Annotated in this window: 20 protein-coding genes; 17 read left to right on the top strand and 3 right to left on the bottom strand. The window is 70.7% G+C overall.

Annotation, left to right across the window (positions count from 1 at the left end; translation table 11 throughout):
- Positions 1–81 precede the first annotated feature (81 nt).
- The 13 genes from ACZ6Z4_RS11200 to ACZ6Z4_RS11140 all read left to right on the top strand — a co-directional run bounded on the left by ACZ6Z4_RS11200 (position 82) and on the right by ACZ6Z4_RS11140 (position 12,031).
- Positions 82–546 carry a hypothetical protein gene (locus ACZ6Z4_RS11200; protein ID WP_465561524.1) on the top strand — a complete coding sequence of 155 codons (465 nt, stop codon included), beginning with the start codon at positions 82–84 and terminating at the stop codon, positions 544–546.
- Positions 547–609: 63 nt separating this feature from the next.
- Positions 610–1,332, top strand: a complete 723-nt coding sequence (locus tag ACZ6Z4_RS11195; RefSeq protein WP_363674126.1) for a hypothetical protein — start codon at positions 610–612, stop codon at positions 1,330–1,332.
- A complete protein-coding gene (locus tag ACZ6Z4_RS11190; RefSeq protein WP_465561521.1) occupies positions 1,332–2,135 on the top strand; it encodes a hypothetical protein in 804 nt (267 codons plus the stop codon). The genes ACZ6Z4_RS11195 and ACZ6Z4_RS11190 overlap by 1 nt, the downstream gene beginning before the upstream one ends.
- Positions 2,132–3,442, top strand: coding sequence for a CpaF family protein (locus ACZ6Z4_RS11185; protein WP_363674130.1), 1,311 nt, complete (start codon positions 2,132–2,134; stop codon positions 3,440–3,442). Before ACZ6Z4_RS11190 ends, ACZ6Z4_RS11185 begins: the two co-directional genes overlap by 4 nt.
- A gap of 9 nt (positions 3,443–3,451) precedes the next feature.
- Positions 3,452–4,357, top strand: a complete 906-nt coding sequence (locus ACZ6Z4_RS11180) for a type II secretion system F family protein (protein ID WP_465561519.1) — start codon at positions 3,452–3,454, stop codon at positions 4,355–4,357.
- Complete coding sequence (locus ACZ6Z4_RS11175; protein ID WP_465561517.1) at positions 4,354–5,274, top strand: type II secretion system F family protein; 921 nt, start codon at positions 4,354–4,356, stop codon at positions 5,272–5,274. Before ACZ6Z4_RS11180 ends, ACZ6Z4_RS11175 begins: the two co-directional genes overlap by 4 nt.
- A gap of 100 nt (positions 5,275–5,374) precedes the next feature.
- The gene (locus tag ACZ6Z4_RS11170; RefSeq protein WP_465561516.1) at positions 5,375–5,593 is read left to right on the top strand and encodes a hypothetical protein; all 219 of its coding nucleotides are present in this window, start codon (positions 5,375–5,377) and stop codon (positions 5,591–5,593) included.
- Positions 5,594–5,596: 3 nt separating this feature from the next.
- Positions 5,597–6,109 carry a TadE/TadG family type IV pilus assembly protein gene (locus ACZ6Z4_RS11165; RefSeq protein ID WP_465561515.1) on the top strand — a complete coding sequence of 171 codons (513 nt, stop codon included), beginning with the start codon at positions 5,597–5,599 and terminating at the stop codon, positions 6,107–6,109.
- Complete coding sequence (locus ACZ6Z4_RS11160; protein ID WP_465561514.1) at positions 6,106–6,540, top strand: TadE/TadG family type IV pilus assembly protein; 435 nt, start codon at positions 6,106–6,108, stop codon at positions 6,538–6,540. Before ACZ6Z4_RS11165 ends, ACZ6Z4_RS11160 begins: the two co-directional genes overlap by 4 nt.
- Entirely contained in the window at positions 6,524–7,312 is a 789-nt protein-coding gene (locus ACZ6Z4_RS11155; protein ID WP_465561512.1) for a TadE/TadG family type IV pilus assembly protein, read from the top strand. Before ACZ6Z4_RS11160 ends, ACZ6Z4_RS11155 begins: the two co-directional genes overlap by 17 nt.
- Before the next feature lie 26 nt (positions 7,313–7,338).
- On the top strand, positions 7,339–7,995 hold the full coding sequence (locus ACZ6Z4_RS11150) for a hypothetical protein (RefSeq protein WP_465561510.1): 657 nt from the start codon (positions 7,339–7,341) through the stop codon (positions 7,993–7,995).
- A 99-nt stretch (positions 7,996–8,094) separates the two neighbouring features.
- The gene (locus ACZ6Z4_RS11145) at positions 8,095–9,036 is read left to right on the top strand and encodes a hypothetical protein (RefSeq protein ID WP_465561508.1); all 942 of its coding nucleotides are present in this window, start codon (positions 8,095–8,097) and stop codon (positions 9,034–9,036) included.
- Positions 9,037–9,049: 13 nt separating this feature from the next.
- Positions 9,050–12,031, top strand: coding sequence for a hypothetical protein (locus tag ACZ6Z4_RS11140; RefSeq protein WP_465561506.1), 2,982 nt, complete (start codon positions 9,050–9,052; stop codon positions 12,029–12,031).
- A gap of 66 nt (positions 12,032–12,097) precedes the next feature.
- Here ACZ6Z4_RS11140 and ypfJ read toward each other — a convergent pair whose 3' ends face one another.
- Entirely contained in the window at positions 12,098–13,006 is a 909-nt protein-coding gene (ypfJ, locus tag ACZ6Z4_RS11135) for a KPN_02809 family neutral zinc metallopeptidase (protein ID WP_465561503.1), read from the bottom strand.
- A 106-nt stretch (positions 13,007–13,112) separates the two neighbouring features.
- Between ypfJ and ACZ6Z4_RS11130 the strand changes: the two genes are divergently transcribed.
- Positions 13,113–14,711 carry an ABC-F family ATP-binding cassette domain-containing protein gene (locus tag ACZ6Z4_RS11130; RefSeq protein ID WP_363674152.1) on the top strand — a complete coding sequence of 533 codons (1,599 nt, stop codon included), beginning with the start codon at positions 13,113–13,115 and terminating at the stop codon, positions 14,709–14,711.
- 45 nt (positions 14,712–14,756) lie between these two features.
- On the opposite strand, the gene ACZ6Z4_RS11125 is transcribed toward ACZ6Z4_RS11130, so the two are convergent.
- Positions 14,757–16,160: a peroxidase family protein gene (locus ACZ6Z4_RS11125; protein WP_465561500.1), complete on the bottom strand. Its 1,404-nt coding sequence runs from the start codon at positions 16,158–16,160 to the stop codon at positions 14,757–14,759.
- A gap of 284 nt (positions 16,161–16,444) precedes the next feature.
- Here ACZ6Z4_RS11125 and ACZ6Z4_RS11120 point away from each other — a divergent pair, with 284 nt between their 5' ends.
- The 3 genes from ACZ6Z4_RS11120 (at position 16,445) to ACZ6Z4_RS11110 (ending at position 19,425) form a co-directional block, all read left to right on the top strand.
- The gene (locus tag ACZ6Z4_RS11120) at positions 16,445–17,215 is read left to right on the top strand and encodes an enoyl-CoA hydratase/isomerase family protein (RefSeq protein WP_465561498.1); all 771 of its coding nucleotides are present in this window, start codon (positions 16,445–16,447) and stop codon (positions 17,213–17,215) included.
- Between the two features lie 69 nt (positions 17,216–17,284).
- Positions 17,285–19,162, top strand: a complete 1,878-nt coding sequence (locus ACZ6Z4_RS11115) for an ABC transporter ATP-binding protein (RefSeq protein ID WP_465561496.1) — start codon at positions 17,285–17,287, stop codon at positions 19,160–19,162.
- Positions 19,163–19,230: 68 nt separating this feature from the next.
- Entirely contained in the window at positions 19,231–19,425 is a 195-nt protein-coding gene (locus ACZ6Z4_RS11110; protein WP_363674160.1) for a hypothetical protein, read from the top strand.
- Here ACZ6Z4_RS11110 and ACZ6Z4_RS11105 read toward each other — a convergent pair.
- A complete protein-coding gene (locus tag ACZ6Z4_RS11105) occupies positions 19,422–19,925 on the bottom strand; it encodes a hypothetical protein (RefSeq protein ID WP_465561492.1) in 504 nt (167 codons plus the stop codon). The genes ACZ6Z4_RS11110 and ACZ6Z4_RS11105 overlap by 4 nt on opposite strands.
- Positions 19,926–19,935 lie beyond the last annotated feature (10 nt).

Here is a 19,935-nt window from a genome sequence, read left to right as displayed (position 1 = left end):
ATCCGAAAACGGTGGGTGATTGACATCCGCCGTCCACTTTCGTTGCCTGATGCATCAACCTGGATGTGCCAGGCTGGGCCGGTGAGCACCGTTCTGTCGCCGTCGCAGTGGACCATCGCCGAAGCCCGCAGCCTGACCGCCCGGCTGCGGCACACCAACGTCACCGGCCCGGAGTACGACGGCCTGGAGCTGTTCGGCGCCCTGATCAGCTACCTCGACGAGCTGTCCGGCGGTCCCGGCTTCGAGCGGCTGCTGCCCGAGCCGGACCGGAACGCGCTCGCCGCGCGGATCCGGACCGTCCGCCGATCGGTGGATCTTTCAACTACAGAAGCGGATCCGCGCCTCGACCAGCCGGTGAACGCCGCCGTCACGCTGGCCGAAGGCCGCGAGCTCGCCGCCGAGCTGGCGGCGGAGCCGGAGTGGCAGGGCGAGCTCGGCCGCTGCCTGCAGGCGCTCTACACCTATCTGGACCAGTTGTACGGCGGACCGGGGGCGTTCACCGAGCTGCTGACGCCCGAGGAGGCCGAGGACGTGTCCGCGCGGTAACAGCCTCGCCACGCTGTGGACCAGACGGTCTGCTTGGCACCCACTGGCCATTACGGTAGGCGCGTGAGTTTCTCCTCCACCAACCGTCCCCAGGCCGCCGGCTCCCGCGCGGCCAAGCCCGGAGGCTCCGGCCGCCGCCTCCCCGGCAGCCGCGAACGCCGCCCCGCGCTGGCCGCCCTGGCGGTGATCCTGATCCTGCTCGGCGCGGCCGGCTCCACGCTGATCGCGCTGCGCAGCGGCGACCGGCAGTACTTCGTGGCGGTCCGGGGGAACCTGCCGCCCGGTCACCAGATCGAGGACAAGGACCTGACCCGCGGCGACCTGGCCGGCAACACGGCCGCGCTGGTGCTCTGGTCCGAGCGGGACACGCTCAAGGACAAGTACACGACGTCCTGGATCTACGCCGGCCAGTTCGTCACGCCGCAGAACTTCATCGCCGACCCGGTGCCTGAGGACGGCGCGCTGGTCGGTGTCAGCCTGGAGAGTGGTCGGGCGCCGGCCGAGGCGGTCCAGCAGGGCGATGTCGTCCGGCTGGTCCGGATCCCGGCCGCCAACGCCGAGGGCGGCGTGCCCGAGGTGCTCGCCAACGCGGCCCGGGTGACGAACACCAGCGGCGCGCTGACCGATGCCAAGAGCGGCGCGAACAGCACGGTCAACGTGACCGTGCTGGTGCCCCTCAGCAAGGCCACCACCATCTCCGCCGCCGCCGCGGCGAAGACGCTCGTCCTGGTCAAGCTGTCCGACTCGGTGCGGCCCGAGGTCTCCAACCTGCCCGGAGCCCGCTGATGGCACTGGTCGCGCTGGCGAGCGCGAAGGGCTCGCCGGGGGTGACGACCGCGAGCCTGGTGCTGGGAGCGCTCTGGCCGCGGCAGGTGCTGCTGACCGAGTGCGACCCGGCCGGCAGCGACGTCGCGATCCGGATGACCGCACCCGGCGGCCAGCCGCTGAACTCCGACCGCGGCCTGGTCAGCCTGGCCGCCGCGGGCCGCAAGGGCCTCGGCGACGAGGTCATCATGGCGCACAGCCAGCAGCTCGACGGCGGGCTCGACGTGATGCTCGGCGTCCGTTCGCCGGAGCAGATCGGCGGCATGGGCGGGCTCTGGGCGCCGCTGGGTCTCACATTCAACCAGATGCACAGCACCGACGTACTGGCCGACTGCGGGCGGATCGGGCCGTCGTCGCCGCAGCTGCCCGTCGTACAGGCTGCTCGGTTCGTCGTCCTGGTCTGTACGGCGACCGGCTCGTCCGTGGCGCACCTGCGCGAGCGGCTGTCGTCGCTGGTGCACCACGTGGACGCCAAGCTCGGCGTGGTCGTCGTGGCTGACCCGAAGCGCCGCGACGGTGTGAAGCAGGTCTGGTCGGTGCTGGACGCGATGTCGATCCAGATCCAGCACCGCTGGCACCTCGCCTACGACCCGGCCGGGGCCGCGTTCTTCGACGGGCGCGGACAGGGCCGGCTGGAGAAGACCACGCTGATCCGCACCGGCGCCGAGATCGCGGCCGAGATGGCCGCGGTGGTCGGTGCGCCGTCGCAGTACGAGTACGACATGGCCCAGGCTGCCTTCCCCGATGGTGAGGTGCGCAGGTGATCACCGACCAGGAGCTGGTCCGCAAGCTGCGCGTCCAGGTCGCCGAGCGGCTGAACGAGCAGCGCCGCCGCGACCAGGTGAACGGCGTCCCGCCGATGAGCGCCGAGGACGAACGCGAGTACGCCCGGTCGCTGATCGTCCAGGTGCTCGAGGACCACGCCCGCTACGAGCTCGCCGAGGGCCGTACGCCGCCGACGCCCGACGACGACGCGCAGATCGCCGGCGCGATCCACTCCGCGCTGTTCGGCGTCGGCCGGCTGCAGCCGCTGATCGACGACCCCGAGGTCGAGAACATCGACATCAACGGCTGTGACCAGGTCTTCGTCCAGTACGGCGACGGCCGCGAGGAGCGGCCCGGCCCGGTCGCGGAGTCCGACGAGGAGCTGGTCGAGCTGATCCAGGTCCTGGCCGCGCACGCCGGACTGACCAGCCGCCCGTTCGACTCGGCCAACCCGCAGCTCGACCTGCGGCTGCCCGACGGCTCGCGCCTCTCCGCCGTGATGGGCGTGACGTCCCGCCCGGCGGTCTCGATCCGGCGCTCGCGGCTGGGGCGCGTGTTCCTCAAGGATCTGGTGGCCAACGGGACGTTCTCCGACGAGATCGGCTCGTTCCTCAAGGCCGCCGTCGCGGCCCGCAAGAACGTGATGATCGCGGGCGCCACCAACTCCGGCAAGACCACGCTGCTGCGCGCGCTGGCCAACGAGATCCAGCCGCACGAGCGCCTGATCACCGTCGAGCGCTCGCTCGAGCTCGGCCTCGGCGAGTTCAAGGACCTGCACCCGAACGTGGTCGCGTTCGAGGAGCGGCTGCCGAACTCCGAGGGCGTCGGCGAGGTCAGCATGGCCGACCTGGTCCGGCGTTCGCTGCGCATGAACCCCAGCCGCGTCATCGTCGGTGAGGTGCTCGGCGACGAGATCGTCACGATGCTGAACGCGATGAGCCAGGGCAACGACGGCTCGCTGTCGACGATCCACTCGAACAGCTCGATGGAGGTGTTCAACCGGATCAGCACCTACGCCATCCAGGCCACCGAGCGGCTCCCGATGGAAGCCACCCAGATGCTGATCTCCGGCGCGCTCGACTTCGTCGTGTTCGTCCGCAAGCACAACGACTACCAGCACGGCGGCACCCTGACCCGGTACGTCGAGAGCATCCGCGAGGTGACCGGCTGGGACGGCCGGGTGCTGTCCGGCGAGGTGTTCGCACCCGGACCCGACGGCCGGGCGGCGGCGCACGCGCCGATCTCCTGCATGGACGAGCTCGAGCACTTCGGCTACCAGCCGATGGTGCACGGCCGGTGGGCGTGAGGTGATCCGATGAATGACCGGACCCTGATCGCCTTGCTGTGCGGCGCGATCGTCGGCGGTGGGATCTTGCTGCTGATCATCGCCCTGCGCGGCACACTGCCGCGCGAGGAGACACCGTCGCTGTTCAAGCGCAGCCGCAGCGTCGACAACCGGCGGCAGCTCACCCGGCTCGGCGCCGGCGTCGTCATCGGGCTGCTGGTGCTGGTGGTGACCCGCTGGCTGGTGCTCGCGGTCGCGCTCGGCCTGCTGGCCGCGATGGCCGACCGCTTCTTCGGTGGTACCGGTGAGGAGCGCCGCGCGATCGAGCGGCTGGAAGCGCTCGCCACCTGGACCGAGGCGCTGCGCGACACGATCGCCGGCGCGGTCGGTCTGGAGCAGGCGATCCCCGCCACCGCGGTGAACGCCGCCCCGGCGATCAAACCCGGCCTCAACCTGCTCGTCGACCGCTTGCGGATCCGCGAACCGTTGCCCTCGGCCCTGATGCGGTTCGCCGACGACCTCGACGATCCGTCCGCCGACCTGATCGTCGCCGCCCTGGTGCTGAACGCGCGGCTGCGCGGCCCGGGTCTGCGCGAGGTGCTGACCGCGCTGGCCGACTCGGCCCGCGAAGAGCTCGACGTACGCCGTAAGGTCGCCGCCGAACGGCGCTCCACCCGGCGGTCGGTCCAGGTCGTCGTCGCGATCACGCTGGTGGTCGCGGCCGCGCTGGTGCTGTTCAACCCGGAGTATGTGGAGCCGTACACCAGCTTCATCGGCCAGTTCGTGCTCTTCCTGGTGATCGCCCTGTACGCCGTGGGCCTGGTTTGGCTGCGCAAGCTGGCCAAGATCGAGGTCCCGGAGCGGTTCCTGATCAAGGCCGACGACAAACGGTCCGCGCGGGCCGGCGACGAACGGATGGAGGTGGTGGGCGGATGACCTGGGCCTTCGTCTGCGGCGGCCTGGTCGGCGCCGGGGTGTTCCTGCTGGTCCGGATGCTCGTCCGGCCGGCCCCCAACGTGCTCTCCACGATCGCGCGGATCGACGCCGGCCGGGCCGGCTACAGCAGCGCCTCCACCGCGAGCGCGGCGGGGGAGAAGGTGCTCGGCGGTGTCGACAAGGCCCGCGAGACCCTCGGCCGGCGGCTCGAGGCCGAGGCCAACGCGCGCGGCTGGGCCTTCGGCAAGCTGCGCCGCGACCTCGCGGTGATGAACCAGCCGTTCGCGGCGATGCTGGCCACCAAGGTGTTCTTCGCGCTCGGCGCGCTGATCTTCATCCCGGTGGTGCTGTTCGCCGCGGCGTACGTGGGCTTCCCGGCCCCGGGTGCCGCCCCGGCCGTCGTCACGCTGGCCGCGATGACGTTCGCGTTCTTCCTGCCCGACCTGGCGCTGCGCCAGGAAGCCGAGGAACGCCGCCGCGACTTCCGGCACGTGGTCGGCAGCTTCCTCGACCTGGTCGCGATGAACCTGGCCGGCGGCCGCGGCCTGCCCGAGGCGCTGATGACCGCGTCCACGATCGGCGACCACTGGGCGATGGCCCGGATCCGCCAGGCGCTGGCCAACGCCCGCCTGATCGGCATCACCCCCTGGGACGCGATGGCCCGCCTCGGCGAGGACCTCGGCGTCGAGGAGCTCCGCGACCTCGCCTCCGCGCTGGCCCTGGCCGGCGACGAAGGCGCCAAGATCCGCGCCTCCCTGCTGTCGCGCGCCGCCTCCCTGCGCCGCAAGGAGCTCGCCGACGTCGAGGGCAAGGCCGGCGAACGCTCCCAGTCCATGCTGGTCGCGCAGCTGGTCATGTGCGCCGCCTTCATGCTCTTCCTCGGCTACCCGGCAGGAGCCGCGATCCTGGGAAGTTAGTGGTGACGGCGGATCGGGCAAGGGATCCGTCGAGCGGTTCCGGTCGTCGTACCGGGCATACTGAGGCCCGGTCGGGCTCAAGAGTGGGAAGGCAGAACGGATGAACGTGGAAGTGCAGTTCGTGCGCGCGATGGTCGGGTACGCGCTGGCGCGGGCCCACAACCAGCGGGCCCGGGCCCGCCGCGGTGAGAGCGAGCTCGGCGCCTCGGCGCTGGAGTGGGCGATCATCTCGGCCATCCTGGTCGCCGCCGCGATCGCCATCGGCGCCGTGGTCAAGGGCGTCATCGAGAAGCGCACCGGCGAGATCCAGAAGGGCTGACGCGTGCCGCAGGGACGCCGGCGCACCACCGCCACCACCGGGCACCGCCTCGCCCGGCCCGGCGGAGCCGGCCGCTCCAGGCGGCACTTCGGCGTACCCTCGCGACGTCGTACCGAACGAGGAGCGAGCTCCCTGGAGCTCGCCATCCTCGCCCCGACGATCCTGGCGCTGATCTTCGTGTCCATCCAGGCGGCGCTGTGGTTGTACGGGCGGTCGGTGGCTTTGAACGCGGCCCAGGAAGGCGTTTCGCGGCTGCGGCTGGTCAAGCCCGAGCTGTACTCCACGGCGGTCGGCGAGAAGGTCCGCGCCGACATCGAGGCGTACGCGCAGCAGCTGGGCGGTGGCGACTCCCTCGGCGACGTGAAGGTCGAGACTCCGGCGTACAACGACCCCGAAGGTCAGGTGTCCTTCACCGTCACCGGCGAGACCATCTCCCTGGTTCCGGGCCTGAAGCTCACGGTCTCCCGTACGGCGACCGGCCCGATCGAAGAGTTCGAAGCGGACGACGGCGAATGAGCAGACCCCGACGGAGTGAACGCGGCACGATGGCCCTGGAGATGGTCATTCTCGCGCCCATCCTGCTGATCCTCTTCTTCTTCCTGCTGGCCTGCGGCCGGTACTTCCAGACCTCGTCGTTGCTCGAGAACGCCGCGCGCGACGGCGCCCGCTCGGCGAGCCAGGAGCGCAGCCTCGGCCAGGCCCAGGCCAAGGTCGACGAGGCGGTCGCCCGCACCATGGACCAGGCCGTCGAGTCCTGCAAGACCTCGGCCTCGGGCGCCGTCACCACCGGCTTCGTCGCGGGCACCCCACTGTCGGTCGAGGTCACCTGCACCATCGACTACCGCGACCTCGGACTGCTGGGCATCGGTGGCGACACGACGATCACCAAGCAGTTCTCCAGCTCCCTCGACCCCTACCGCGGAGTCCGGGATGGCGAGAACCCGTGACCGCGCGGGCCGAGCGCCCGCCGTACGCCGAACCCTGACCCGCCTCGGCGACTGGTTCCGCATCGATGCCCCCGGCAACGACCGCGGCGCCCTCAGTCCGGCGGTCGTGATCCTCGCCCTGATGATCTTCACCCTGGCCGGTCTCGTCATCGACGGCGGCCGCCAGTTGGGTGCTCGCTCGCGGGCCGTCGGCTACGCCCAGGAAGCTGCCCGGGCCGGCGTCAGCACCATCGACTTCAACTCTCCCGAAGCGAAGATCGACATCACGAAGGCGGGCGACGCGGTCGGAACGTTCTGCGCCAAGGTGACCCAGAACGACCCGGCGGTGACCGAGTGCGGGACGACCGTGATCGACGCCGATCACCTGCAGGTCCAGGTCAAGATCGACAACAAGACCACCTTCCTCGGCATGGTCGGCATCCAGAACCTGACGGCCAGCGGAGTCGGCGAGGCCCACACCGAACAGGGCGTCTCGAAGCCGGACGACGCCCCGACGAAGATCCCGCCGCTGGTCGTGGAGACCAGGCCGGAGGGACCGGGGACCGGCGCTCCGGTGCATTCCACCGCCGCACCGCCGACGTACGACGTCCCGTGCCCGACCTGGACCACCGGGTCGCCGGAGCCGACGCCGACCTGGGACCTGCCGATCCCGTTCCCGACGACGTGTACGCCGAACGCCACGCCCACGGACACCCCGTCGCCGACGGACCCCACGGATCCGACCGACCCCACCGACCCGACGAAGCCGACGAAGACCACGAGCGGGGGCTGAGGATGACGCCGATGAGGAGCAGCGCAGTGCGAGGACGTTCGCTGGCGACGGCAATGGCCTTCCTGGTCGTCCTGGCCGGGTGCAGCGGCGGCAGCGAGACCAACAAGGGTGGCATGCCGGTCGGCGTCGACGACGGGCCCGACAGCAACCCGACGATCACCCTGCCGACCCCGCCACCGGACTCGACCCCGGCGCCCCGTCCCACGTCGGCCAAGCCGACGGTGAAGCCACCGGCCGTCACTGCGCGAGTCGTCGTCGTCCCCGGCCGGTTCGGAGCCGAGCCCGCGGTCGAGGGGCTGGTCGCGAAGTACCCCCTGTACTACCAGGCGCTGGTCGCCCGGAACGCGGACATCGTGAAGACCAGCTTCCCGGCGATCTTCTACGCCGGCACCGAGATCGACATCCAGGCCGCGAAGGAAGCCGGCTGGGTGATGCGCCCGCCGGGCAGCATCGTGGTCGTCGGCACGTCGAAGCAGCCGTACGGCGTGGTCCGGCTCAACCTGTGCCGCTCGCAGCGGCTGCAGTGGTGGAACCCGAAGACCCGCAAGTTCGTCGTAGTCGCGCCGAAGGGGACCGCGGAGGCGATCGACATGGTCAAGACCGGCTTGGGCTGGACCATGTACCGCGTCGTCCGCCCGGTTCCGAAGGGAATCAACTGCGCCGCCGTGCGGTATCCGGCCTAGATCGGAATGGAAATGAGGGGCCGAGGCGTGCCCGGCGCGCCGGGCACGATGCTCCCTCGCGGCGATACGCTGCACCAAGGACCACTGTCAGGAGTAAGGATGCGCAACCGGTTCGCCCGCGGGTTGACGGCTCTGAGCCTGGTGATCGCACTACTGGTCGGCCTGCCCGCTCCGACCGCGTCGGCCACGGTGGTGCTCGGCGACGGCGCGTGCGCGATGTACGCGAACTCGGCCGGGTTCGGTGCCTACTGCAACGCCGGTACCGTCACCGGCGCCCCACCGCCGCCGTGGCGGACGCAGCTGGCCGGTCGGCCCTTCATCCCGTGCCGTGACTTTCCCGTCCCGGCCGGCATCACCCTGGCCGCGCCTCCGGCAGGCAAGGAGTGGGTGCTCCGGCTGACGATCGTCGACTACGACCTGGGCGACAACGACGGCGGGCCCCGTGCGCACCTGGAGCGGGCCATCGTCCCGGTTTCGGGGGAGGAGCGGGAGCAGTGCCGCCGCGAGGCGTACATGGACCGGTTCTGGAGCTACTTCAACGAGACGTACCCCGACCCGGTGCTGCTGGTGAAGCCGACCTACACCCCGCGGGTCAACGTGCCGGCGTACTTCGCGCTGGCGCCTGAAACGTCGTACGTGCTGAAGAACTACGGTGCGATCAGTGACCGGAACATCGTCAACTTCTCCTACCCGGGTCAAGGCGATCCCGGTCAGCGTCTGACGATGCAGGCGGTTGTCGCGCGGCTGACGGTGGATCCCGGGGACGGGACCGGCCCGTTCGAGTGCCTGGGCGGCACGTTGCCGATCGGTTCGGACGGTTACGACGAGAGCGCGGACCCCTTTCACCAGGCGAGCACCTGCAGCCACGTGTACAAGCGCTCCAGCGCGAAGCAGCAGGACGGCATGTATACCGTGAAGCTGACGATCCACTGGGAAGTGTCGTACTGGCGGAACAGCCAGGGCTGGCTGCCGGTGGGGCAGGCGGACGTGCACGCTGTGCAGCGGTTGCCTGTGCAAGAGGTGCAGGGGATCGGTGGCTGATGGAGGGACGACGATGGTGAAGACGACTGACCCAGTACGCAGCGCGCGGTTGCCGCAGCGGGGGTCGGGGAGTGCGGCGGCGGACCGGGTCAAGGGGTTCGTTTCGTTGCTGGCGGTGCTGGCCATCGTCGGTGGGGTGCCGTACGTGCTGGTGACGTTCTTCGGGAAGCCGTGGCCGGACGAGATGCCCTCGCGGGATGTGTTGTTCAGCGAGTTGAGTATCGAGACGGTGCTGGGGATCATCGGGGTCGTCGTCTGGCTGGCGTGGGCGCACTTCGTGGTGTGTCTGATCGCGGAGGCGGTCGCCGAGGTGCGGGGGCACGGGTTGTCGCCGCGGATTCCGCTCGGGGGTGGGTCGCAGACGCTGGCTCGGCGGCTCGTTTCGGGCGTGGTGCTGATCGCGGGTGCGGCGAGCGTGACGTTGCCCGTGGCCAGTGCGGTCACGACTAGCGGGGTCGCGCCGACCTCGATCAGCGTGTCGCAGGGTGGGGACGACTCGGTGTCGACGTACCGGCAGACCGAGAAGCGCAGCACGGTGCTGAGTGGCGGGCACACCGGCGTACGGACGAACAACGACCAGGCCGGTCAGGTCGTCAAGTACACCGAGGTGCGGCCGCCCGAGGGGCGCAACTACGACTGCCTGTGGGACATCGCCGAGCGGTACCTGGGTGAGGGCCGGCGGTACAAGGAGATCTACGACCTCAACAAGAACAAGCTGCAGCCCGACGGGCGCCGGCTGACCAACCCGGACCTGATCATGCCGGGCTGGCAGGTGCGGCTGCCGGCCGACGCGAAGGGGCCGGGCGTGCACACGGTCCGGGTCGCGATCGACACCAAGGTGCAGCAGCAGGACGACAAGCTGTCGCCGGACACCACCGACACCAAGGAGAAGGTGACGCCGAAGGTCCCGGCCAAGCCGACGGTGAAGGCCTCGACTGACGCCAAGCCCGGGACCGGCAGCCGCTGGTTCGAGGAGGAGGGTGTCGAGAAGCCGTCGTCGATCGCGATCGGCAGCGGCGCCGGCGTCAAGGACACCAAGCCGGCCGACCCGACCGTCGACACGACCCGCCCGCACGGCCCCGGTACGACGCAGGCCCAGCCGGGTGATCCGGCCGCCGGCGGTACGACGGTGCCGGTCGCGGTCGCCGAGTCCGGTGACGGGATCAGCGTCACCGAGGCCGGGATCTACGGCTTCGGCGCGACCCTGCTCGCGGCCGGTCTCGCGGTGGCGCTGAAGCGGCGCCGCGGCTGGGCGCTCGGCCCGGGCCCGAAGTCGGCGGCGAACCGGCAGACCGAGGTGGACCTGCGGCTGGCGGCCGACGTACCGACCGCGCAGTTCGTGGACAACTCACTACGCCAGCTCGGCGCGAGCATGACCGAGGCGAACCGGCTGATGCCGGTCGTCGTGGCCGCGCTGGTCACCGACCGGGCGCTGACACTGGTGCTGGAGCCGGGGGAGTCCCAGGCTCCGCCGCCGGCGCCGTGGCAGGTCATCGCCGACGGGCGCCGCTGGGTGCTGCGCCGGGCGTACGCGCCGACGAGCGAGGTCACGGCGCCCGCGCCGTACCCGACGCTGGTGACGATCGGCCGCAACGCCGACGGCGCGACCGTGCTGGTCGATCTCGACACCGCGCGCGGTGTGGTCAGCTTCGGCGGTGTCACCAACGCGTCCCGCGACGTCGTCGGCTCACTGGCCGCTGAGCTGGCCACGAACCTGTGGTCCGAGGGCGCGCACGTGAGCATGGTCGGCTTCGGTGACGATCTGTCGTCGCTGGCTCCGGCCCGGCTGAGCTACTGGACCAGGCTGGACGACGCAGTGCAGCAGGTCACCCGGCGTACGGACGCTCAGGTGCAGGCCTGCGCTCGCCGCGACGCCGACTCGGTCGCGACCGTGCGGATGGCGCACCCCGACGCGGTGCTGTGGGGCCCGGAGATCATCTTCGTGTCCGCGCCGCCGTCGCTGGAGGAGCAGCAGCAGCTGGCCCGGCTGGCGGCCGACCCGAAGCGCTGCGTCGCGGTGGTCGTCGTCGGTGACGTGCTCGACGCGCCCTGGCGGTTCGTGGTGGACGAGAAGAACCAGGCGGTCTGCCGGCTGCTCGGGCTCGAGGTCGATGCCCACAGCATCAACCCGGCGCAGTTCGCCGACCTGGTCGCGTTGTTCGAGACCGCCGAGTCGGAGGCGCGGGACAAGCGCCGCGTCGAGCAGGACATGCCGGCGTACGAGTTCTCGTCGACGGACCTGAGCCAGGCGGCGCCGGTCGAGGTCGACCTGCTCGGACCGGTCGAGGTCGACGCCCGCGGGCCGATCGACGAGGGCCGTGTGCAGCTCGCGACGGAGATCGTCGCGTTCCTGGCCAGCCAGGACTACGGCGTGCACCCGAACGTGCTGGCCGGGTCGATCTGGCCGCGCGGGATCAGCGACGAGCTGCGCAACGCGGCGCTCGAGCACACCCGGCAGTGGGTCGGTGTCGACGCCATGTACGCCGACGAGTCGGGCCGCTGGATGCTCAACCGCAGCGTCGTCCGGGTCGACTGGGACGTGTTCCGGACGCTGGCCAAGCAGGCCGAGCTGATGGACGACCCGCGGCAGCCGCTGTCGACGGCGCTCAGCCTCGTGCACGGCCAGGCCTGGTCGGGGCTGCCCGCCGGCCGGTACTCGTGGCTCGCGGCGTCCGGCATCGAGCGCCGGATGGCCGAGGCGGTCGTCGACGCGGCGCTGAAGCTGGCCGAAGCCAGCCTGCGCCACAACGACGGCAACCTGGCGCGCACGGCGCTCCAGACCGGCCTGAGCTTCGCCCCCGCCTCGGAGGAGCTGTGGCGCGCGACGCTGCGGCTGGCCTCGCACTTCGGTACGTCGGAGGACGTCAGCACGATCGCCGGCCAGATGTACGCCGCCCTCGCCAAGCACGGCGGCCCCCGCGGCGCCGAACCGGAGACCGACCACCTGGTCGACGAGCTCCTCCCGGGCTACCGGCGGCCGGCGCAGGTCGCGTAGCACCCAGCACGAACGAAGGGTCCGTTCCCCGGCAGGGGAGCGGACCCTTCGTCGTAGCGGGCGGTGTCAGAGCTGACGGGTGTTCCAGGTGTCGCAGGAGCTCATGTCGCCGGAGTCCATCCCGACCCGGAACCAGCGCTGGCGCTGCTCGGCGGTGCCGTGGCTGAAGTTCTCCGGGGTGACCCGGCCCTGGGTCTTCTGCTGGATCCGGTCGTCACCGACCGACGCCGCCGCGTCCAGGCCGCGGTCGATGTCGTCGTCGGTCAGGCCGGAGATGAACGTGTCGCCCTGGGCGTCCTTGGCGGTGGTGGCGTGATTGGTCCAGATACCGGCCAGGCAGTCGGCCTGCAGCTCGGAGCGCACCGAGTCCGACGTCGGGCCCTCGCGGGTCTTGATCCGGTCCAGGTAGCCGTAGAGGTTCTGGATGTGGTGGCCGTACTCGTGCGCGACCACGTAGGCCTCGGCGAAGTTGCCACCCTTGGCGCCGAGCTCGGTCTGCAGCGTGTCGAAGAAACCGAGGTCGAGGTACACCCGCTTGTCCGGCGGGCAGTAGAACGGGCCGACCGCGCTCGAGGCGGCACCGCAGCCGGTGTTCACCTGGCCGTCGAAGACGCGCATCGGCGCGGCCACGTACTTCTTCCCGCGCCGCGGCAGCTCGGCGGCCCAGAAGCCCTGGATCGAGTTCTGGTAGACCACGAAGCGGCAGTTCTCGTTCTTGGCGAGATCGGTGCCCTTCTTGCAGCTGTCCAGGTTGCCCTCGGCGGTGTTGCGGACGGTCGGCTCGTCGGAGCCGCCGCCCACGCCGGGGATGCCGCCGTTGAGCAGGAGTACGACGACGAGCAGGATCAGGCCGCCGATGCCGCCGCCGACGGGAATGCCCATGCCGCCGGGGAGCAGGCCGCCGCCACCGCCGCCGCTGCCGCGGGTGTCCTCCACGCCGCTGGTGTCCAAGTCGGCGTCCGGGTTGAATTTCACAGCACCTACACTAGACCTGGACACCGATCACAGGCCGCCTCGTGACGTGGCGTCGCCGACGCGTGTCCTCCCGCTGCCACCCGACCTTGAGGACCTCCGCGCCGCCATGATCACCGTCTCCAACGTCGAGGTCCGGGTCGGGGCCCGGCAGCTGCTCGCTCCGGCGTCGTTCCGGGTCGGTCCCGGCGACAAGGTCGGACTGGTCGGGCGCAACGGCGCCGGGAAGACGACGCTGACCAAGATCCTGGCCGGTGAGGGGCTGCCGGCCAGCGGTTCGGTCACCTCCTCGGGCGAGATCGGGTACCTGCCGCAGGACCCGCGGACCGGCGACCTGGCGGTCCTGGCCCGGGACCGGATCCTGTCCGCCCGCGGTCTCGACGAGGTCGTACGCCGCCTGCGCAACGCCGAGAAGCAGATGGCCAGCGCCGACGACAAGACCCGCGAGAAGGGCATGCGCCGCTACGAGCGCGCCGAGGCCGACCTGCACGCGGCCGGCGGGTACGCCGCGGAGTCGGAGGCGGCCCGGATCGCCGCGAACCTCGGGCTGCCGGACCGTGTCCTCGGCCAGCCGCTGAGCACGCTGTCGGGTGGTCAACGCCGCCGCGTCGAGCTGGCCCGGATCCTGTTCGCGCAGGCGGAGACGCTGCTGCTCGACGAGCCGACCAACCACCTGGACGCCGACTCGATCGTCTGGCTGCGCGACTTCCTCAAGCAGTACCCCGGTGGCGTGATCATGATCAGCCACGACGTGAACCTGCTCGAGGAGACCGTCACCCGGGTCTTCCACCTGGACGCCAACCGGGCCGAGATCGACGTCTACAACGTCGGCTGGAAGGCGTACCTGACCCAGCGCGAGACCGACGAGCGGCGCCGCAAGCGCGAGCGCGCGAACGCCGAGAAGAAGGCGTCGCAGCTGGTCGAGCAGGCGAACAAGATGCGCGCCAAGGCGACCAAGGCCACCGCGGCCCAGGGCATGCTGAAGCGGGCCGAGAAGCTGATGGCCGGGCTGGAGGACGCGCGGGCCGCCGACAAGGTCGCGAAGATCTCGTTCCCGACGCCGGCGCCGTGCGGCAAGACGCCGCTGATGGCCAAGGAGCTGTCGAAGTCGTACGGGTCGCTGGAGATCTTCACCGACGTCGACCTGGCCATCGACCGCGGCTCGCGGGTCGTCGTACTGGGTCTGAACGGCGCCGGGAAGACGACGCTGCTGCGGGTGCTGTCCGGGATCGAGAAGTCCGACACCGGCGAGGTGATCGACGGGCACGGGCTCAAGCTCGGGTACTACGCCCAGGAGCACGAGACCCTGGACATGAACCGGACCGTCATCGAGAACATGAAGTCCGCCGCGCCGGACCTGAACGAGACCCAGGCCCGCTCGGTGCTCGGCTCGTTCCTGTTCAGCGGTGACGACGCCGACAAGCCCGCGCGGGTGCTGTCCGGTGGTGAGAAGACCCGGCTCGCGCTGGCCAGCCTGGTCGTCTCCGCCGCGAACGTCCTGCTCCTCGACGAGCCCACCAACAACCTGGATCCGGCCTCGCGCGCCGAGGTGCTGAACGCGATCCGCTCGTACGCCGGTGCGATCGTCCTGGTCACTCACGACGAGGGCGCCGTCGAGGCCCTCGAGCCGGAGCGCGTCCTGCTGCTCCCCGACGGCGTCGAGGACCTCTGGACCAACGAGTACGCCGACCTGGTGTCGCTGGCCTGAGGCACGACGGGTGTCTCCCAACGCCGGGAGACACCCGCCGCGCGGTCAGACGGCGGTCGCCACGACGGCGTCGCCGAGCGGGTTGAGCAGGTCGAGACTGCCCTCGAACGCGAACAGCAGCCGGTCGGTCATCCGGAAGGTGTTCTCGTCCGGCCCGAGCGACGGGCGCCAGTGCGGCTCGCGGCTGATCGACGTCCGGCTGTTCTCCAGCGCCCGGTGGAACGTCTCCGCGACGATCCGGCCACCGACCTCACCGAGCTGTCCCCTGTTCAGCTCGGTCTCGCGCAGCACGTAGAACCACAGCGGCGTCGCGCGGGCCAGCCGCTCCCGCTGCTCCTCCGGCATCTCGTCCAGTACGGCGCCCTGCGCGCCGGTCAGGATCGCCTCGCGCGTCAGCGCCGGTACGCCGAGGAACGCCGCCATCTGCTGCCCGGTCGCGAGTTGGACCATGTCGGCGCGGGTGAGGTTCCGGAACGCGAGGTTGCGCTGCGCGGGCGCGATCGTCGTACCGCGGCCGCCGAACGTGCCCGCGGGCAGCAGCGCGAGCGGGTCGACCAGCAGCGAGTCGATCCGCTTCGCGTGGTTGAGCTGGCCAGCCGGCGGGACCAGGTCGGTGCGCCCGGCCTCGGTGAAGTCGAAAAGCCGCCGGAAATCCACGATCCAGTTGCTCGGCAGCCGTTCCAGCCCGGCCGCATTCACGTAGTCGAGCTGCTCGACGGTGGAATTCGGCGTGAAATTGCCGCTGTCCCCGGTGAACGTGAACAATTGCAGCAGCGTGGCGATCTTGTTCGGCCCGTCGCTGTTGAACAGCCGGTTCCACTGGTAGGCGCCGCGGACCATGCTGTGCCCGAGCCGGTACGCCGCGACCGAGAACTCGATCGGCATCGTGGCCGGCGTGTCGACCGATCGGCGCCCGGCCGGCGGGACGTCGAAGTGCCGCCGGCCGTGGGTGAAGACGTCCTCGACGATCGCCGGGGCGACGATCCGCGGCAGGAAGTCGGTCCGCAGCAGCCACTGGTAGTGCCGGACGACGACGCCGTGCGCCGCGGCGTACAGGTCGTCGGGCGCGGTACCGCTCGCGACCAGCCGGTCGACGACGCGATTGTGGAAGCGGATGAACGCCGAGTGCAGCTGCGCGACGACCAGGTTCTCGTCGTTGCGCTGATCCGGTACGACGGCCGCGCGCCGAGCCGCCGGTGTGTCCCCAGTGCCGCTGCGCGGCAGGTCGAAGCCGGGATGGTCCTGGTTCACCACCGGGTCGTCGGGCAGCGGGATGCCTTGGGATGCGCCGGTCCGCAGCCGGACGCCGTCGGCGGCGAAGAAGCGCCGGTCCTCGGCGTCGGCCGGTCCGCGCCCGTACACCGAGTCGAGGTCGAGCGCCGGTGACCGGCCCTGGAGCAGGTCGTCGACGTCGATCAGCCCGCCGAGTTTGTCGACGTTGCGGTCCATGGTCAGGTCGTGGTCGACGAACTGGCCGAGGTAGGTGAAACCGGCCGGGACGGTCCCGTCGGGCTGGGTGGCCGCCGGGTGTGCGGCGTACCGGTGGAATCGGATTCGGCGATTCCCTCGCCGACGATGAAGAAACTGTTCCGTGCGTGTTTTGTCATCAGGTATTACCCCCGAAATCGTGAGCCTCTCGGGAATCAGCGTAGGGATTCGTTCCGCCGAATTCACCGGAATGACAGAAGTGAGCCACGCGGGAAGCTGTCGGAGCGATCGCGTATGTTGCGGGCATGGACAACAGTGGACTGCGGTTGACGGTGGACGGCCCGATCGCCCGCGTGGTGCTGGACCGGCCGGAGGTGCGCAACGCGCAGACGCCGGGGATGTGGCGGGCGCTGGCCGCGTTCGGCGCGAGCCTGCCCACCGAGGTCCGGGTGGTCGTGGTGTCGGGGGAGGGCCCGTCGTTCTCGGCCGGGCTGGACCGGCGGCTGATGACGGCCGAGCCGGTGGACGGCGAGGAGCCGCTGCTCGCGCTCGGGACCAAGCCGGTCGACGAGGTGCACGCGACGATCGCCGAGATCCAGGCCGGGTTCTCCTGGCTGCGCCGGCCGGAGTTCGTCAGCGTGGCCGCCGTCCAGGGGCACGCCATCGGTGCCGGCTTCCAGCTCGCGCTGGCCTGTGACCTGCGCGTCGTCGCGCCGGACGTGAAGTTCGCGATGCGCGAGACGTCGCTCGGCCTGGTGCCCGACCTCGGCGGCACGCAGCCGCTGGTGCAGCTGGTCGGATACTCGCGGGCACTGGAGATCTGTGCGACGGGTCGTTTCGTCGAGGCGCAGGAGGCCCGGGAGATCGGGCTGGCCAACATCGTGGTCCCGGCGGAGGAGCTGGAGGCGACGGTGAAGGACCTGGCCGACGCGCTGCTCACCCCGCTGCCGGACGCCGTCCGGGAGACGAAGGCGCTGCTGCTGGGTGCCGCCGACCGGACGTACGAGGAGCAGTTGAAGGCCGAGCGGGAGGCGCAGCAGCGCCGGCTCGCGGCGCTGGCGGCGTACCTGAGCTGACCGCGGCGGGAAGAAGGGCTTGACCTCGAGTGTTGTTGAGGTTGAAAGGTGGACACCGGGAGGAGCCGAATGTCGCAGTCGATGATGAGGGGTGGACCGGGCAGCTGGCGCCGGCAGGACGCCTCGGTGGTCAACCAGAAGCTCGCCAAGGGCACGGTCAAGCGGATCGTGCGGTTCGCGAAGCCGTTCCGGTGGCAGATCACGGTGTTCCTGCTGCTGGTGGTGGTCTCCGCGTTCCTGGTGATCGCCTCGCCGCTGCTGTTCAAGAAGATCGTCGACGACGGCATCTCCAAGGGCAACGCCGGCCTGGTGACCGGCCTGGCCCTGCTGGTCGCGCTGCTCGCACTCGTCGAGGCCGGCCTCGGTCTGATCCAGCGCTGGTACTCCGCGCAGATCGGTGAGGGGCTGATTTTCGACCTGCGCACCAAGGTCTTCGCGCACGTCCAGAAGATGCCGGTCGCGTTCTTCACCCGCACTCAGACCGGCGCGCTGGTCTCCCGGCTCAACACCGACGTGATCGGTGCCCAGCAGGCGTTCACCTCGACGCTGTCCGGCGTCGTCTCGAACATCATCAGCCTGATCCTGGTGGTCGGCGCGATGCTCCTGCTGAGCTGGCAGCTGACCTTGGTCGCGATCCTGCTGCTGCCGGTCTTCCTGGTCCCGGCCCGCGTCCTCGGCCGCCGCCTGGCCGCGCTGACCCGCGAGCAGATGCAGCTGAACGCCGACATGTCCACCGCGATGACCGAGCGCTTCAGCGTCGGCGGCGCGCTGCTGGTGACGCTGTTCGGCCGTCCGTCCGCGGAGAACGCGGAGTTCGGCGAGCGCGCCGGGCGGGTCCGCGACCTGGGGATCCGGACCGCGATGCTCGGCCGGGTCTTCTTCACCGCGCTCACCCTGGTCGCCTCACTGGCGACCGCGCTCGTGTACGGCGTCGGCGGCAACCTCGCCGTCCGGGACACGCTGACCGTCGGCACGCTGCTGGCCCTGGTCGCGCTGCTCGGCCGGCTGTACGGGCCGCTGACCGCGCTGTCGAACGTGCGGGTCGACGTGATGACCGCGCTGGTCTCGTTCGAGCGGGTCTTCGAGGTGCTCGACCTGGAGCCGATGATCCAGGACCGCCCGGAGGCGAAGCCGCTGCCGGCCGACGTCGCGTCGGTCGCCTTCGACGACGTCGAGTTCGCCTACCCGACCGCCGACCAGGTCTCGCTGGCCAGCCTGGAGTCGGTCGCGGTGCTCGACAAGCGCGCGTCGTCCCAGGTGCTGCACGACGTGAGCTTCACCGTCGAGCCCGGCCAGATGGTCGCGCTGGTCGGTCCCTCGGGCGCCGGCAAGACCACGATCACCAACCTGGTCGCCCGCCTGTACGACGTGACCGGCGGCGCCGTCAGCGTCGGCGGGCACGACGTCCGCGAGGTGACGCTGGAGTCGCTGCACGACGCGGTCGGGTACGTGACGCAGGACGCGCACATGTTCCACGACACGATCCGGGCCAACCTGGTCTACGCCAAGCCGGACGCGACCGAGGAGCAGATGATCGAGGCGCTCACCTCGGCACAGGTGTGGGATCTCGTCTCCACGCTGCCCGACGGGCTGGACACGGTCGTCGGCGACCGCGGGCACCGGCTGTCGGGTGGCGAGCGGCAGCGGCTGGCGATCGCCCGGCTGCTGCTGAAGGCGCCGCACATCGTCGTACTGGACGAGGCGACGGCACACCTGGACTCCGAGTCCGAGGTCGCCGTCCAGCGCGCGCTCGACACCGCGCTCGAAGGCCGGACCTCACTGGTGATCGCGCACCGGCTCTCCACGGTCCGCAACGCCGACCAGATCCTGGTCGTCGACCAGGGCACGATCGTCGAGCGCGGGACGCACGAGCAGCTGCTCGCCCTCAACGGCGAGTACGCCGACCTCTACCGCACCCAGTTCGCGGAGTCGCCCGCGGGCGTGTAGGGCCCGACCCGGCAGGGCACTCGCCTATCAACCGCCGTACTGTTGAGAGGCGAAAGCATTGTCCTGACGTGAGGGAGGGACTCGGGATGATCAAGTGCGCACTCGTCCTCGGCGCGAGCTACACCGGCTTCCGGCTGGCGTACAACTCCGAGGACGGCATCCACTACGGGAAGGTCGGCGCCCACACCCTGCGGCGTGGGCTGTCAGCGTTCTTCGCCGCGCTGGCCGGCGGCCTCACCTACGCGGCGCTGCTGGTGCACTAAGCCTTCTTGGCCTTCTCCGGGTCGTGCTCCAGCAGGTGCAGCACCGGTACGCCGAGATGCCGGCGGGCCGAGTTCGTCCAGTCCAGGTGGAAGAACTCGGCGACGATGTGCGGCCGGGTCAGGATGATGACCTCCTGGCCGCTCACCTTGTCGACGGTCGCGGTCAGCGCGTCGATCGGGCGGTCGTGCGAGATCCCGCCGACGGCTTCGTGGCCCAGGTCGCGCAACCGCTGGACGCTGCGGCCGGTGCAGTCGCGAGCCTCGCTGTCGATCGCCTTCTGCGCCTCGGCCAGCTCCTCGCGCTGGTCGACCAGGCCGCTCCCGTACAGGTCGGCCGTGCCGAGCGCGCTGATCGACGCCTCGACCCCGGCTTCGGCGTTGTGGCACGGCACGAGCACGTGGTACTTCACCGGCTCGGGCATGTCCTGGTGCAGCTCGACGACCCGCTGGGCGTCCTCCTGCGACAACTCCTGCTCCACGAGCAGTACGACGTCGTACATCGCGGTACCT

It is taken from the genome of Kribbella sp. NPDC104740, assembly GCF_055583505.1.
Note: the sequence above shows the minus strand (reverse complement) of the source record. Positions and strands in the feature narration are given on the sequence as shown.